This window comes from Sphingobacterium mizutaii (assembly GCF_900187125.1).
Classification (GTDB): domain Bacteria; phylum Bacteroidota; class Bacteroidia; order Sphingobacteriales; family Sphingobacteriaceae; genus Sphingobacterium; species Sphingobacterium mizutaii.
On sequence record NZ_LT906468.1, the window covers coordinates 1260397 to 1276874 of the forward strand.

8 protein-coding genes, 2 tRNA genes and 1 rRNA gene are annotated in these 16478 nt (G+C 44.4%); all 11 read left to right on the forward strand.

Features of this window, described 5'->3' with window-relative positions; translation table 11 throughout:
• The first annotated feature begins 6 nt into the window (after positions 1 to 6).
• Positions 7 to 2568, forward strand: coding sequence for an ATP-dependent Clp protease ATP-binding subunit (locus CKW03_RS05375; RefSeq protein ID WP_093099033.1), 2562 nt, complete (start codon positions 7 to 9; stop codon positions 2566 to 2568).
• A gap of 263 nt (positions 2569 to 2831) precedes the next feature.
• On the forward strand, positions 2832 to 3293 hold the full coding sequence (locus CKW03_RS05380) for a Rossmann-fold NAD(P)-binding domain-containing protein (protein WP_093099035.1): 462 nt from the start codon (positions 2832 to 2834) through the stop codon (positions 3291 to 3293).
• Positions 3253 to 4617 (forward strand): oxygen-independent coproporphyrinogen III oxidase, encoded by a 1365-nt coding sequence (gene hemN / locus CKW03_RS05385; protein ID WP_093099037.1) that lies wholly within the window; start codon positions 3253 to 3255, stop codon positions 4615 to 4617. Before CKW03_RS05380 ends, hemN begins: the two co-directional genes overlap by 41 nt.
• 15 nt (positions 4618 to 4632) lie before the next feature.
• The gene (locus CKW03_RS05390) at positions 4633 to 7029 is read left to right on the forward strand and encodes a heavy metal translocating P-type ATPase (protein WP_093099039.1); all 2397 of its coding nucleotides are present in this window, start codon (positions 4633 to 4635) and stop codon (positions 7027 to 7029) included.
• Between the two features lie 9 nt (positions 7030 to 7038).
• Complete coding sequence (gene ccoS, locus CKW03_RS05395) at positions 7039 to 7224, forward strand: cbb3-type cytochrome oxidase assembly protein CcoS (RefSeq protein ID WP_093099041.1); 186 nt, start codon at positions 7039 to 7041, stop codon at positions 7222 to 7224.
• 63 nt (positions 7225 to 7287) lie between these two features.
• Positions 7288 to 7653: a hypothetical protein gene (locus tag CKW03_RS05400; RefSeq protein WP_093099043.1), complete on the forward strand. Its 366-nt coding sequence runs from the start codon at positions 7288 to 7290 to the stop codon at positions 7651 to 7653.
• Between the two features lie 115 nt (positions 7654 to 7768).
• On the forward strand, positions 7769 to 8875 hold the full coding sequence (locus CKW03_RS05405; RefSeq protein WP_093099045.1) for an efflux RND transporter periplasmic adaptor subunit: 1107 nt from the start codon (positions 7769 to 7771) through the stop codon (positions 8873 to 8875).
• 17 nt (positions 8876 to 8892) lie between these two features.
• Entirely contained in the window at positions 8893 to 13443 is a 4551-nt protein-coding gene (locus tag CKW03_RS05410; protein ID WP_093099047.1) for an efflux RND transporter permease subunit, read from the forward strand.
• Between the two features lie 1008 nt (positions 13444 to 14451).
• Positions 14452 to 15979: ribosomal RNA gene (locus tag CKW03_RS05420) — 16S ribosomal RNA — on the forward strand.
• 169 nt (positions 15980 to 16148) lie between these two features.
• Positions 16149 to 16225: transfer RNA gene (locus tag CKW03_RS05425), tRNA-Ile, on the forward strand.
• 8 nt (positions 16226 to 16233) lie between these two features.
• A tRNA-Ala gene (locus CKW03_RS05430) sits at positions 16234 to 16307 on the forward strand.
• Positions 16308 to 16478 lie beyond the last annotated feature (171 nt).

Consider the following 16478-nt stretch of genomic DNA (forward strand, 5'->3'; position numbering starts at 1 on the left):
AATTTAATGGAAGCAAAATTTTCACCCCGAGTTAAAGATGTTATATCATATAGTCGTGAGGAGGCTCTTCGCTTACGTCACGATTATATCGGTACCGAACATCTATTGCTAGGATTAATACGTGAGGGCGATGGAGTGGCAATTAAGATATTGAAGAATATCGGAGTTGACATGGGCGCAGTCCGCCAATCAGTGGAGGATGCTGTGAAAGGTTCTTCCGTTTCACGTTCTCCAATTAGTAATATGCCGCTAACTAAACAAGCCGAAAAGGTCTTGAAGATTACTTATTTGGAAGCTAAAATTTTTAAAAGTGATATCATTGGGACTGAACATCTCCTGTTAGCTATATTACGTGATGAAGAAAACATCGCATCACAAATCTTACAGCAATTCAATGTTTCATATAACGTATTCAAAACCGAAGTCGAACAGAATGCCACTGGCATCACTGATGAAGCTTCTAGTACGCCTCCAGGAGGTGACGAAGAATACGCTGATGAAGATTCACAATTCTCTTCACCTAAAAAAGTATCTGATATCAAGTCTAAAACCCCGGTTCTAGATAACTTCGGACGCGACCTGACCAAAGCCGCCGAAGAAGGTAAATTGGATCCTATCGTAGGTCGTGAGAAAGAAATTGAAAGGGTTTCACAGATTCTTTCCCGTAGAAAGAAAAACAACCCTATCCTGATCGGTGAGCCCGGTGTCGGTAAATCAGCTATCGCTGAAGGCCTAGCACTGCGTATCATCCAAAGGAAAGTATCTAGAGTACTCTTCAACAAACGTGTGGTTACCTTAGACCTAGCATCGCTAGTGGCTGGTACCAAGTATAGAGGTCAGTTTGAAGAACGTATGAAAGCCGTAATGAATGAGTTGGAAAAATCCCCTGACGTAATCTTGTTTATCGACGAGATCCACACCATCGTCGGTGCAGGTGGTGCCTCTGGTTCATTAGACGCTTCGAATATGTTCAAACCTGCCTTGGCACGTGGAGAGATCCAATGTATCGGTGCTACTACTCTAGATGAATACCGTCAGTATATTGAGAAAGATGGTGCTTTAGACCGTCGTTTCCAAAAAGTGACTGTAGAACCTACTTCTATCGATGATACAATCGAAATCTTGAACCGTATCAAAGATAAATATGAGGAACACCACAATGTTACTTATACGCCAGAAGCTATTGATGCCTGTGTGTCATTGACCACAAGATATATCACGGATAGATTCTTGCCAGATAAAGCTATCGATGCTTTAGATGAATCAGGATCACGTGTACACTTGAACAATATCCATGTTCCTCAATCCATCATCGATATCGAAGAGAAAATCGAGGAAGTTAAGGTGGAGAAAAACAAGGTTGTCCGCAGTCAGAAATATGAAGAAGCTGCCAAACTTCGTGATACGGAAAAGAAATTGATCGAGGAATTGGAGAAAGAAAAAGCCGCTTGGGAAGCAGAAACCAAAACAAAACGCTATACCGTTACGGAGGATAATGTAGCTGAAGTGGTTTCCATGATGACTGGTATCCCAGTGCAACGTGTCAGCCAATCCGATAGTCAAAAACTACTCAACATGGGTGAGTCCATGAAAGGTAGGATCATTGGTCAGGACGATGCGGTTCAGAAATTGGTGAAAGCCATCCAACGTACGCGTGCAGGATTGAAAGATCCTAAGAAACCTATCGGTTCCTTTATCTTCTTAGGTCCTACAGGTGTTGGTAAAACTGAATTGGCAAAAGAGCTTGCGCGCTTTATGTTTGATTCTGAAGACGCCTTGATCCAAATCGATATGAGTGAATACATGGAGAAATTCGCTGTGTCTCGCTTAGTCGGTGCGCCTCCGGGATACGTAGGATACGAAGAAGGTGGTCAGTTGACCGAGAAGGTTCGCCGTAAGCCATACGCTGTCGTGTTATTGGATGAGATTGAAAAAGCTCACCCTGATGTATTCAACTTGTTGTTGCAAGTCTTGGATGAAGGTCAATTGACAGATAGCCTTGGTCGCAAGGTTGACTTTAGAAACACCATCATCATCATGACTTCGAATATCGGTGCTCGTCAGTTGAAAGAGTTCGGTCAAGGTGTAGGATTTACTACAGCGGCCAAAGAAAACCAAGCTGACTCGCATTCAAGAGGGGTAATCGAAACTGCATTAAAACGTGCATTCGCGCCTGAATTCTTGAACCGTATCGATGATGTGATCGTGTTTAACTCATTGACAAAAGAGCATATCTTCAAAATCATTGATATCGAACTTAGATCATTATTTGCCCGTATCGAAGGCTTAGGTCATAAAATTAACTTGACTGAAGCTGCCAAAAACTACATTGCTGAAAAAGGATATGACAGCAACTTTGGCGCAAGACCTTTGAAACGTGCTATCCAAAAATACCTGGAAGATCCAATCGCTGAAGAAATCTTAAAAGGAGAGCTTAAAACCGGTGATACTATCTTGGTGGACTATGATGATGAAAAGAAAGACATCGTTGTTTCTTCTTCGAAGAACGAAAAGGACGATGACTCTTCACTAGCTTCTGATGTCAAGAACAACAAGAAAAAAGATTAATAGAAGAAATATCCAATACGGCGGCCTGAAAGCAATTTCAGGTCGCTTTTTTTATGCGAATTACTTCTGGATCAATACTGTTTGTTGTCAATTTATTCAAAATAGGATCCCTAATTCCTAACTTTTCATACCCAGCAAACACTAAATCCCGGTTGCTTTTCACTCCACAAACATGATTTATATCACTTTCTCTTATGATGCAGTTCATTCGTTTGTGGTTGCTTAAACGCTAATTTTGGAACAATAACTACTTTACTTAAGGGATGAGAGTGATTGCATATAACATTTTGGGGCCTGAGAAGGAGCACCTCGCCAAGGCAAATGGTAAGGTACATGATTTGACTTTGATATCAAACGAGTTGAATTTTAGTACCATGCACTATGCCATCGGTAAAGAGGCTGTCATCATTTCCGACCGCGATGTGTTGGATAGAGTAATGTTATTTGAACTCTATAAAATCGGAATTAGAAATATTATCACCCGATCGAGATCCACCGACCATATTGACCTAGATTATGCCGGAGAATTGAAAATACACGTTGCAAATGTCCCATTCGATAATACCCTTGAAGGAATTGCCAAACAGACCATCATGAACCTAACCCAATGGATGGTAGGAGGCTGTACGGGGGATGCTTGTCAATGTAGGATGGAATGCAATAAAAAGGTAAAATATAGACGATATGGAAACGGAGATTCTAAACAAACTGATCAACAAATATAATGTAGCGGCACCTCGCTATACCAGTTATCCAACAGTACCTTTCTGGGAAAACGAACGTTTTAACGAAGCCGACTGGCGACAAAGAGTGGCTTTGAACTTTAACAAGTCCAAAGATCAGGGAATCAGCATTTATGTGCACCTGCCATTCTGCGAGAGTCTATGTACCTATTGTGGTTGCAATACCCGTATCACCAAAAACCACCAAGTCGAAGATCCATATATTACATCCTTGCTGAAAGAATGGCAGATGTATAAAGATATCTTGAATGAAGATAAACTCAAGATTGCGGAAATCCACTTAGGTGGAGGTACCCCAACATTCTTCACCGCAGAAAACCTGCACCGTTTGATAGCCGGCCTGTTGGAAGGAAACGAAAAAACAGCAGATGCCTCATTTTCTTTCGAGGCCCATCCTGCCAATACAACTTACGAACACTTAAAGACCCTTTACGATCTAGGTTTTAAGAGACTGAGCTTAGGGATCCAAGATTTCGACGAGAAAGTCCAATTTATCATCAATAGACATCAAACTGTAGAAGATGTCGCTCGCGTCATGCAAGATGCACGGGGCCTTGGCTATGAATCTATCAACTTCGATTTGATTTATGGACTTCCGCTGCAAACTGCTGAATCGGTGCGGATGACAATCGAGCATTCTATGAAATTAAATCCAGATCGGATATCTTTCTATAGCTATGCCCATGTGCCTTGGATCAAACCAGGTCAACGCAGATTTACTGAACATGACCTACCTGTAGGCGAGGAAAAATTGAACCTATATAAACTAGGCAAACAGATGATCCAAGAAAGCGGTTACAAAGACGTAGGTATGGATCATTTTGCCAAAACAGACGATGCCTTATATATTGCATCCTTGGATGGTACCCTGCACCGTAACTTTATGGGATATGCAGATCGCTATACGCCATTATTGATCGGTCTAGGCGTTTCTTCCATCAGTGATGCTTGGACAGCTTTTGCCCAAAACGTCAAAACCGTCGAAGAATACCATAAGCTTATCGGCGAAGGTACATTGCCAGTAGTGAAAGGCCATATCCTAAATGATGAGGATCTTGTCATCCGTGAATACATCCTGGATATGATGTGCCGTGGAAAAGTTCAGTTGAAAGAAGGCTTTGAACTAAATGAAAGAATCATCGAACGCCTTCAACCACTGATCGCTGATGAATTGGTAAGCGTTGAGCAAAATATCGTTCAGATCAGCGAATTGGGAAAATCTTTCCTTCGCAATGTCTGTATGGCATTTGATGAACGCTTGCAAAAAACAAAAGAAAGAGACAATCTATTCAGTCAAGCTATTTAACCTTATATTTATACTATGTCAACAAAAGGGGAATTGCAATTAAACACAATTTGCTATCACTGCGGTGATCCGGTGGAAGATGCTGCCTATATCTTAGAAGACCATCGCTTTTGTTGTTTAGGCTGCCAAACAGTTTATCAGATCTTGAATGATAACAACATGGCATCTTATTATAAATACAATACCCATCCAGGAAAATCCCAAAAAGCACAGAAAGAAGACCTTTCTTACCTAGATGAGCCCAATATCATTGCCAAATTGGTGGACTATCAAGACAATGAGCAAGCCATCATTACTTTCTATGTGCCTGCCATCCACTGTAGCTCTTGCATTTGGCTGCTTGAACATTTATACAAATTGAACCCTGGCGTGAAGGCTTCGCAAGTAGACTTCATGAAAAAACAAGCCAGTATCACTTTCAAAAAAGAGGAATTATCCCTTCGTGAACTGGTAGACCTCTTGCACAAGATTGGATACGATCCGAAGATTACCCTACAGGATGTCGTAAAAGAAGGAAAGAAAATCAACCAAAATGGACTGATTGCAAAAATCACCGTGGCAGGATTCTGTTTCGGGAACTCCATGATGATTTCCTTCCCAGAATATTTTGGTATGGGAGAATTTGAAAGACAGTATTCCAATTTCTTCAACTATATGAATTTGGCATTCGGTCTTCCAGTCCTATTATATAGTGCATCTGATTATTTCAAATCTGCCTGGTTAAGCCTAAAGCAGAAACGTTTGAACCTCGATGTGCCATTGGCACTAGGTATCTTCGTGCTTTTCTTCCGTTCGGCATTTGAAATCATTTCACAGACGGGAGCAGGATTTATGGATACCTTATGTAGTCTGGTGTTCTTTATCTTGATTGGTAAATACGTACAACAAAGAACTTATTATCATATTTCTTTCGAACGCGATTACCGTTCATACTTTCCAGTGGCAGTCACCGTATTGGATGAAGGAATTGCAAAGCCTACCCAGATCGCAGACCTACAGGTAGGAGATCGGATCTTGGTCCGCAATAATGAAATCATTCCTGCCGATGCCATATTATTGAATGGCAATGCATCGGTAGATTTCAGCTTTGTGACTGGAGAGAGTAAACCCGTTGAAAAAGTATTGGGCGAAGTCGTATACGCTGGTGGAAGGCAGATGGGAGAGGCCATTGAGCTGGAAGTAGTCAAAGCAGTATCCCAAAGTTATTTGACCAAGCTCTGGAACAATGACAGCCTGAAGCAGTATGAAAAGAAATTTGAAACCTTCGTTGGTTTTATCAGTAAGTATTTCACCATCGGTCTATTGATGATTGCCTTTGCAGCATCCTTGTATTGGATTTTAGGAGGAAATGCCGATAAAGCTTGGGGTGCATTCACAGCGGTATTGATTATTGCCTGCCCTTGTGCCTTGGCCTTGAGTTCGCCGTTTACCCTTTCAGCTGCCTTGAGCATCTTCGATAAAAATAAATTGTACATCAAGAATACCGCCGCTATTGAACAAATGGCCGCTATTGATACCGTCGTGTTTGATAAGACTGGTACTATTTCTTCTCCTAACGCATCCAGCATGTATTTCGAAGGAAATTTAAATCCCATCGAACGAAACCTCTTAGCTTCCTTGTGTAGAAACTCAAACCACCCTTTGAGTAGAGAGATCATCAAATGGTTGGGCGATGTGCAGATGCTGAATATTGAGGATTATGAAGAGGTCGTGGGTAGGGGACAATCTGGAAAATACCAAGATTTCAGCATTCAGATCGGAAGTGCCAGTTATGTGAATACTGCCAAAGTCGATTTAGAAGGCTCTGTGGTATATGTCAAGATCAATGGTACCTTAAAAGGATATTTTACCCTTGAACAATCTTGGCGTACAGGATTATCCGAGGTCATCAATGAATTAAAAGTGGAGCAATATGGCCTACATTTAATATCGGGTGATAATGAGCGTCGTGCTGATGCCTTACGCATGATATTCCCTTCAAAGGCTAAACTCCTGTTCAACCAAACTCCAGCTGCCAAATTGGATAAAATCACAGAATGGCAACAGGAAGGCAAAAAAGTCTGTATGTTGGGTGATGGGCTGAACGATGCTGGCGCATTGAGGAAAGCAGATCTGGGCATTGCTGTTTCTGATGATATCAATAATTTCTCGCCCGGCTGTGATGCTATCTTAGATGGCGAAGCATTCCATAAATTGCCAAAATTCTTTGATTTCAGTAAGGATGCGGTCAAGGTCATCAAAATGTCCTTCATCATTTCCCTATTATATAATGTAATCGGTATCAGTTTCGCAGTCCAGGGAACCATGTCGCCCTTGTTCGCGGCTATCCTCATGCCTATCAGTACCGTCACTATTATTTCCTTCACCAGTTTGATGACTAGGGGATATGCAAAACGGAGAAAATTAATTTAACTTTGTACTATGAACATCATATTTTTCTTAATCGGCTGTAGTGTATTGATTGCACTGTTCTTTTTAGGAGCGTTCTTTTGGGCGAGCAAAAACGGTCAGCATGAGGATACCTATACTCCTTCGGTAAGAATCTTGTTTGACGATGAGCCCAGCAATCCGGAACCCGAAGCTGAAAAAGTAGCCCCAAAAAATTAAAATCACAGTTTTTTTACATTCCTAATACCTTTTTGCTTAACGCCTTGCTTATCTTTGTGGCGTATGTTTCGACTGTTACATTTCTTGGCGCTATTCGGTTACCTCAATGTCCTATGTTTGGAGGTAAAGTCTATCGACCTTTTTGGTTCCGCTAATGTGCTAGCCAATGAAACCCTAGTCGAAGTCGTATTGGAAGAGGTTCTTAACCTTACTCATCCTGTAAATTCCGAGGTTCTTCCTGAAATCATCTTCGATGATTACCGAATCCTTTCCCTGTTTCTAGGATTGATCCCATTAGTTTTCTTCTTTAACTGGTTAATATCCAGACTTTACAGGGTCAAATCAACCATTAAACATCCGTTTTATCTGTCCAAGACACTATGCCTCCCTGGCTATTACCAGTTCTTGTATAGATACCGTCCTTTCTAAATTCCATTTTTTGTGCTTTCAGTCTTGGAAGTATAGGGATTGTTATGCCATCTGCATAGCAACCAACATCTATTGTATTCTATTTTATTTTTAATACCCATATTTTATAATTGCTATGAAAAAACAACACGTGCTACTTCCAGTAGTAGGTTGTGCATTATTAGTTGCGTCCTGTACTGCTACCAGTAACGAAAAGACAACTGCTAATGCACCTAAAGTCGTACCCGTATCCCAATTAGTTCAACTGGATACTGTCGTATACAAAGAGTATATCGCAGATATCCAATCTCAACGTAATGTTGAATTACGCTCTCGTTTGGTAGGTTTCCTGGATAGGATCTTTGTAGACGAGGGTGCATTCGTAAAAAAAGGTCAGGTCCTGTTCTCTTTAGTTGCGGATGAATACAAGGCTGACTTGGCACAAGCCCAAGCAGCGGTCAGCAGTGCTGAAGCCGAAGTGAAAAAAGTAGAGTTGGAAATGGAAAGGACCCAAAAACTGGTTCAGAAAAATATCGTCAGCTCAACCGAATATGATCTATTGAAAGTTCAATTACGCGCTGCCAATGCCAAAGTTGGCGAAGCAGAAGCAATATTGAACCAAGCTAGAACAAGACTGTCAAATACCCAGATCCGTGCCCCATTTGATGGCAGAATTGACAGGATCCAATTGAAAGAGGGTTCTTTATTGGAAGAAGGATCACTTTTGACAACCATATCTGATATGGCAAACATGAATGTTTACTTTGATATCTCTGAACAAGAATATCTAGGTATTGCATCAGACTCCTCCTTTAACAGAAATAATTTTAAGAAAGAAGTGCAATTGATCCTGGCCAATGGTGCAGCTTATCCGAATACAGGAACCGCTGAAATCGTGGAAAGTGAATTCGAGGCCAGTACTGGATCAATTTCTCTTCGTGCTAAATTCAAAAATCCCGATGGACTATTGAAGCATGGTGCAACTGGAAGGATCGGGGTGCCTGTGCAAACTGGCGACCTGCTTTTGGTTCATCAGAAATCTGTTTTCGAAATCCAGGACAAAGCTTACGTGTATACCTTAAAAGGTGATACCGTTAAGATGACCCCTTTCCAGAACGGACGTCGTGTTGGACATTACTACGTTGTGGAAAATGGTCTGCCGGCTGATGCTAAAGTAGTTTATGAAGGTGTGCAATCCCTTCGTGATGGAATGGTTATTCAACCAAAAATGGTTAAAAACTAAGAAGGGAGCGGGATTTAATGTTTGAAAAATTTATTAAGAGGCCAGTGCTATCGCTGGTCATCTCGATCTTTATTACCCTTTTGGGTCTGTTGGCATTGTTTACCTTGCCCATTACCCAGTTCCCCGATATCGTTCCTCCCTCGGTGGTTGTAACGGCTAACTATACCGGTGCAAATGCCGAAGTAAGTACCAATGCCGTGGCAATTCCACTGGAAAAGGCGATCAATGGGGTAGCCGGAATGACCTATATGTCCTCCGTTTCCACAAATAACGGTAATACACTGATCCAAGTTTTCTTTGAAGTGGGGACTGACCCAGATATTGCTGCGGTAAACGTGCAGAACAGGGTGACCACCGTCCTTGATGAATTGCCAGAAGAGGTAATCAAAGCCGGGGTAACCACGGAAAAGGAAGTAAACAGTATGTTGATGTATCTGAACTTGTATACAGATGATGAAACAGCTGATGAACGCTTTATCTACAACTTTACCGATATCAATATCCTAAAGGAATTGAAACGTATTGAAGGGGTAGGCTTCGCCCAGATCATGGGTATGAAGGATTACGCGATGCGTATCTGGGTAAAACCGGACCGTCTTTCGGCCTATTCCATTTCTACTGAAGAACTGGTGGCTGCCTTGCGTAGACAGAATATCGAAGCTGCACCGGGACAAACCGGGATCAGTTCGGATAAAACCGTCAATATGCAGCAGTATGTATTGCGCTATCCCGGTAAGTTTACTGAAATCAGTGAATATGAAAATATACCGATCCGTGCCAATGTAGACGGATCGATTATCCGTATCAAGGATATCGCCGATGTTGAATTTGGTTCCCTGGATTATGAAATGGTTTCCAAAACCGATGGTAGACCTTCTGCATCGATCATGATCAAGCAGTTGCCGGGTTCGAATGCTCAAGAGGTAATCCAACGGGTTAAGGATCGTATGGCGGAATTGAAGGATGCAACTTTCCCTCCGGGAATGACCTATACCATGGGTTATGATGTATCCCGTTTCTTGAATGCCTCGATTTCCAGTGTACTGATTACCTTGGTAGAGGCCTTTATTCTCGTTTTCTTGGTGGTGTTTATATTCCTTCAAGATTTCCGGGCTACCATTATCCCAATTTTGGCAGTACCTGTCTGTTTGATCGGGTCCTTGTTCTTTATGCAGATGATGGGATTCTCCATCAACTTATTGACCTTGTTCGCACTCGTGCTCGCCATTGGTATCGTCGTCGACAACGGAATTGTCGTCGTCGAGGCCGTCTATGCCAAGATGGAAGAGGAACACCTCTCTCCAATGGAAGCAACATTGGCGGCAATGGACGAAGTTGGTTCGGCGGTTATCGCCATTACTTTAGTGATGTCAGCGGTATTCGTTCCGGTCGCCTTCCTGTCCGGTCCTGTGGGGATCTTCTATAGGCAGTTCTCACTGACCTTGGCAGCAGCGATTGTCATCTCAGGTATCAACGCCTTGACACTTACTCCGGCACTCTGTGCCATTATCCTGCGTTCCCCGCATGATAAAAAACCAAGCAATAACTGGTTGGATCGTTTCTTTAGAGGATTCAACAATGTATATAACAGAATTTCCGGAGGGTACAAAGGGTTGCTTTCCAAGATTGCAGGTCGTCGCATAATCACTTTATTAGGGTTAGTTATTATGTTCATCGCAACTTGGGGTTCCGCAGCAATCCTGCCTTCCGGATTTATTCCTACCGAAGATCAAGGTATGATCTATGTGGCGGTAACTACACCGCCAGGAGCAACGGTTGACCGTACCGAAGCGGTACTCAATGAAGTCGATAAGATCTCTAGAGAATTGGAAATGGTAGAAACGGTTTCCATCCTGGCAGGTTATAGTATCGTAACTGAAGTTTCCGGTGCTTCCTATGGTATGGGGATGATCAACTTAAAGGCTTGGGATGAAAGAAATGAATCGGTAGATGATGTCATGAAGATCCTTCGGGAGAAAACGGCACATATTGCTGATGCAGAAATCGAATTCTTCCCGCCACCTACCGTACCTGGTTTCGGTAACTCCTCGGGTTTCGAGTTGAGGTTATTGGATAGGTCTGGTAATGAAGACTTGGCTCAGACCAATGAAGTGGTGAATGAATTCATCAGTAAATTGGAACAGGACGAAGTCATTGAAAGTGCTTCAACCACCTTTGATGTTAACTTCCCTCAATATATGCTCAAAATCGATTATGATCAGGCAGCCAAAAAGGGAATCTCTGTAGAGAATTCGATGAATACCCTACAGACCTTATTAGGTAGTTTATATGCGACAAACTTTATCCGATACGGACAGATGTACAAAGTCATGGTACAATCGGATGCTTTTGCAAGACAGCGACCAGAGGATGTACTGAACCTTTATGTTAAAACGGAAGAAGGCGAAATGGTTCCTTACTCTTCTTTTATGACGATGGAAAGGGTTTATGGTCCTGAGCAGATCACACGTTATAATATGTTTACATCGGCCATGATTACCGGTCAAGCCGCTCCCGGCTTCAGTTCGGGACAAGCCATCGAAGCCGTAGAGCGCATTTCGGCTGAATTGCCTCAAGGTTATGCGATCGAATGGTCGGGGATGACACGTGAGCAGAAAATCTCGGGTAACCAAGCTGCCTACATCTTCTTATTATGTTTGGTGTTCGTGTATCTATTATTAGCTGCACAGTATGAAAGCTTCTTGTTGCCTTTACCGGTGTTATTATGTTTACCTGCCGGATTATTCGGAGCCTTCTTGTTCCTGAAAGTATTCGGTCTGGAAAACAATATCTATGCACAGGTATCGCTCGTCATGTTGATTGGTCTATTGGGTAAGAATGCGATCTTGATCGTAGAATATGCCAACCTGAAACGCAAGCAAGGCATGGATGTTTTGACGGCATCTATTGAAGGTGCGGTTGCACGTTTACGCCCAATCTTAATGACATCCTTTGCATTTGCTGCAGGTTTGATTCCGTTGATGCTAGCCAATGGTGCTGGTGCTATCGGTAACAGAACGATTGGTTCCGCAGCAGTAGGAGGTATGGTTATCGGTACCATTATCGGAGTTATCGTAATTCCGGGTTTGGTGGTTCTTTTCTCAAAACGCGAAAAGAAAAAGAAAATCAAGCAAGCTGCAGTGGCAGTAGCGGTATTGCTTTTCATCACTTCTTGTTCGGTACCTAAAGCGAGTGTCCAACAAGATATCTCACCGACCTTGACCGGACAGGCTGATCAGGTCATGAAAGATTCCAGCTCGGTCGGGAGCTTAGCTTGGCGCAACGTTTTTACCGATGCCCAATTGATCTCCTTGATTGATTCGGCTCTGCTAAATAACCTGGATGTCCGTCAGGCGGTCCATAGGATTGAAATGGCGCAGGCCAATTTCAAGTTCCGTAAATCTGCCCTTTATCCAAGCTTGGATGCTGCGGTGGAAGGTGGATTGAGGAAATACGGTCACTATACGGAATCAGGTATTGGTAATTATGACTCCAATTTTTCAGACAACCTTACAGATGACGAGAAAATCCCGGAACCCTTTATTCCAGATTATTTTGTCGGCGTACGTTCTTCTTGGGAATTGGATCTATGGGGCAAACTTCGGAATAGGAGAGAAGCTGCTTTCTTGAACCTGATGTCGGAAAGTGAATTGAAACGTTTGATCGAAACGGAATTGATTACTTCAATCGCTTCTGCTTATTATGAGCTGATGAGCCTTGACGAAAAGATCCAGGTCTACGAAGAGAATATCAAGCTCCATGAACGCGCCCTGGAAATTATCGAAGCGCAGAAGGAAGCAGGCCGTGCCGATGAGTTGGCCGTACAACAGTTCAAATCGCTTTTGTCACAGTCCAAAGCGAATCGTGCACATGCGGTCCAGGAGATCCTTGCCTATGAACATCAGATCAATTCGCTTTTGGGAAGGGTATATCAACCCATCCCTAGAAATGGCAATGGAATTGGTAGCAGCCTACTGTTCCAGGATCTGACCGTCGGTAATCTTGACGAGTTGTTAAATAACCGTCTCGATATCCGTAAAGCAGGAATGGACTTGAAAGCTGATTTCCACGAGTTAGAATCGACACGCTTGGCATTCTTGCCGACCGTAGCGATCTCGCCTTATCTGGGATTGCAGTCTTTCAGCTTTGATAAGCTTTTCAGTTTGGACAAATCCGTTACCTACGGTCTATTCGGTGGTATCACCATGCCAATCTTTAGACAACGGGAATTGAAATCAGAATACGAAAAAATGAAAGCTTCCTATGGAATCAGCTTTCTGGAATATGAAAAAACAGTCCTGAATGCTGTCAATGAAGTATCCTTGGCCTTGAACACACAAGATGCCATCGTTACTCGTGCAACGCATGTGAAGGACCAAGTGGCTGCTTTGGAATCTTCCATCGGAGCTGCGGAAGAACTGTTTATAGCAGGCCGGGTTACCTACCTGGATATTATCACTGCACAAAAAGGCTTGATCGAAGCGCAAGTTGCCGACGTGGACATCAACAAAGAGAAGATGCTGAATCAGGTCGTTCTCTATAAAGCCTTAGGTGGTGGATGGCAATAAATGGGTAAAGTAAAATAGATAGTGTGGGTGGACTTCGGTCCACCCATTTTTTTTGGAAAGGTTTTGAGGTGTTTTTCTGGGAGTCTGGTTCGGGACTCATTCGGGGCATGTTCGGGAAAGCTTCGGTGGAGGGAGCTGGATCGGCCGCAGCGTACCCGAGGGTGGGACGTTGATTTTGCGGGATCGGGAGGGGGATGGCATGGTTTGCGTTGCGAGATTTCCGAATGTGGGTCGAATGGGGTCAGGTGGAAAGGGAGGGGGGATTTTTGGACCAGGGTTCCGATCCACGGTAGGGGCGAATCGAATTCGCCCGCCACACGCATTTGAACCAGGATGGAAGGGATCCGAGGATGGGCCAAGATCTGGGTAGGGACCAGGATCCCCCGGATGGGAGGATATCCCAGGACCGTGGTGTACCGTTTCCGCCCCTATTGTATCCCTGTTGCCCCTTTTTCGCTGTCCCCAGTAAAATTTATCTGGCAATGCTACAGCGAGTTATGCCCTTCGCCGAAAAATACTTTGCCTGCCCCCTTGGAAGTGAAGGTATTTTGTCCCTATCTTTGCACCACTCCGCAAGGGAGGGACGGCCGCAGGGCCACTGACATAAAGATAGGAAAACGGCCAAGGGAAGCGGGAAATCGCGGAACGGACGCCACCGAAAAAGGGCCTCAAAAAATATTTTAAAAAAGATTTTGCGGTTTCGAAAAAGGTTCCTACCTTTGCAGTCCCAACCAAGGGAAACAGCGACGGACGCGATGTCCGGAGCGGAAAAAAATGACAGATTGCGACCTTCCTTTACGGAGGGGACACAACATAAAAAAGCCGAAGCGAGATGCCCAGGCGCGATAAGTTCTTTAAATGATCATGTAGCGCAGCGACCCGTACGAGAGTACGGTAGCTGAACAAGATTTACAAAATCAATTCAGGTATCCCGGAGCGGGAGGAAAACATTTTATTAAGACAACGATTCTATTTATTATAAATAGTCTTGGTCTTACACTTCATTTTACAATGGAGAGTTTGATCCTGGCTCAGGATGAACGCTAGCGGCAGGCCTAATACATGCAAGTCGGACGGGATCCATCGGTAGCTTGCTACCGGTGGTGAGAGTGGCGCACGGGTGCGTAACGCGTGAGCAACCTGCCCATATCAGGGGGATAGCCCGGAGAAATCCGGATTAACACCGCATGACACTGCTTTCCGGCATCGGGAGGCGGTCAAATATTCATAGGATATGGATGGGCTCGCGTGACATTAGCTAGTTGGTGGGGTAACGGCCCACCAAGGCGACGATGTCTAGGGGCTCTGAGAGGAGAATCCCCCACACTGGTACTGAGACACGGACCAGACTCCTACGGGAGGCAGCAGTAAGGAATATTGGTCAATGGGGGCAACCCTGAACCAGCCATGCCGCGTGCAGGACGACTGCCCTATGGGTTGTAAACTGCTTTTGTTAGGGAATAAACCCCGCTACGTGTAGCGGGCTGAATGTACCTAAAGAATAAGGATCGGCTAACTCCGTGCCAGCAGCCGCGGTAATACGGAGGATCCGAGCGTTATCCGGATTTATTGGGTTTAAAGGGTGCGTAGGCGGCACTTTAAGTCAGGGGTGAAAGACGGCAGCTCAACTGTCGCAGTGCCCTTGATACTGAAGTGCTTGAATGCGGTTGAAGACGGCGGAATGAGACAAGTAGCGGTGAAATGCATAGATATGTCTCAGAACACCGATTGCGAAGGCAGCTGTCTAAGCCGTTATTGACGCTGATGCACGAAAGCGTGGGGATCGAACAGGATTAGATACCCTGGTAGTCCACGCCCTAAACGATGATGACTCGATGTTTGCGATATACCGTAAGCGTCCAAGCGAAAGCGTTAAGTCATCCACCTGGGGAGTACGCCCGCAAGGGTGAAACTCAAAGGAATTGACGGGGGCCCGCACAAGCGGAGGAGCATGTGGTTTAATTCGATGATACGCGAGGAACCTTACCCGGGCTTGAAAGTTACTGAAGGGCGCAGAGACGCGCCCGTCCTTCGGGACAGGAAACTAGGTGCTGCATGGCTGTCGTCAGCTCGTGCCGTGAGGTGTTGGGTTAAGTCCCGCAACGAGCGCAACCCCTATGTTTAGTTGCCAGCACGTCAAGGTGGGGACTCTAAACAGACTGCCTGCGCAAGCAGAGAGGAAGGCGGGGACGACGTCAAGTCATCATGGCCCTTACGTCCGGGGCTACACACGTGCTACAATGGATGGTACAGCGGGCAGCTACACAGCAATGTGGTGCCAATCTCGAAAAGCCATTCACAGTTCGGATCGGGGTCTGCAACTCGACCCCGTGAAGTTGGATTCGCTAGTAATCGCGTATCAGCAATGACGCGGTGAATACGTTCCCGGGCCTTGTACACACCGCCCGTCAAGCCATGAAAGCTGGGGGTACCTAAAGCATGTAACCGCAAGGAGCGTGTTAGGGTAAAACCGGTAATTGGGGCTAAGTCGTAACAAGGTAGCCGTACCGGAAGGTGCGGCTGGAATACCTCCTTTCTAGAGCCCGCTCCGGGGGAGCTGCGCCACATACATGATCTATACAGAAAAAAAAGACATTCAGAAGAAAGTGCCCACCCTGTGGGACAGTACCGAGTATCTAGTATTTAGTATCTAGACACCGTACTGCCCAACAACCGGTGACACCGAGAGATGAGAGAGATAAGCTAGTCCCGTAGCTCAGTTGGTTAGAGCACTACACTGATAATGTAGGGGTCAGCAGTTCAAATCTGCTCGGGACTACCACAAAACACGGGGGATTAGCTCAGCTGGCTAGAGCACCTGCCTTGCACGCAGGGGGTCAACGGTTCGAATCCGTTATTCTCCACAGGTTAGATATGAGAAGTGAGATCTGAGATATGGGACGGTGCAATGCCGGTCCATGCCAGGGGGTCACACGGAGCTATGTAGGTTAAGGGATTTTATATCTCATATCCCACATCTCGATACTCACATCTGAACAGAGAGTTCTTTGACATATTGGAAGAAAAGAGATTAA

What these genes read in the sequence shown, in the direction of transcription:
- ccoS (WP_093099041.1), top strand. Translation starts at nt 7,039, where the DNA reads ATGAACATCATATTTTTCTTAATCGGCTGTAGTGTATTGATTGCACTG.
- CKW03_RS05375 (WP_093099033.1), top strand. Translation starts at nt 7, where the DNA reads ATGGAAGCAAAATTTTCACCCCGAGTTAAAGATGTTATATCATATAGT.
- CKW03_RS05410 (WP_093099047.1), top strand. Translation starts at nt 8,893, where the DNA reads ATGTTTGAAAAATTTATTAAGAGGCCAGTGCTATCGCTGGTCATCTCG.
- CKW03_RS05390 (WP_093099039.1), top strand. Translation starts at nt 4,633, where the DNA reads ATGTCAACAAAAGGGGAATTGCAATTAAACACAATTTGCTATCACTGC.
- hemN (WP_093099037.1), top strand. Translation starts at nt 3,253, where the DNA reads ATGGAAACGGAGATTCTAAACAAACTGATCAACAAATATAATGTAGCG.
- CKW03_RS05380 (WP_093099035.1), top strand. Translation starts at nt 2,832, where the DNA reads ATGAGAGTGATTGCATATAACATTTTGGGGCCTGAGAAGGAGCACCTC.
- CKW03_RS05400 (WP_093099043.1), top strand. Translation starts at nt 7,288, where the DNA reads ATGTTTCGACTGTTACATTTCTTGGCGCTATTCGGTTACCTCAATGTC.
- CKW03_RS05405 (WP_093099045.1), top strand. Translation starts at nt 7,769, where the DNA reads ATGAAAAAACAACACGTGCTACTTCCAGTAGTAGGTTGTGCATTATTA.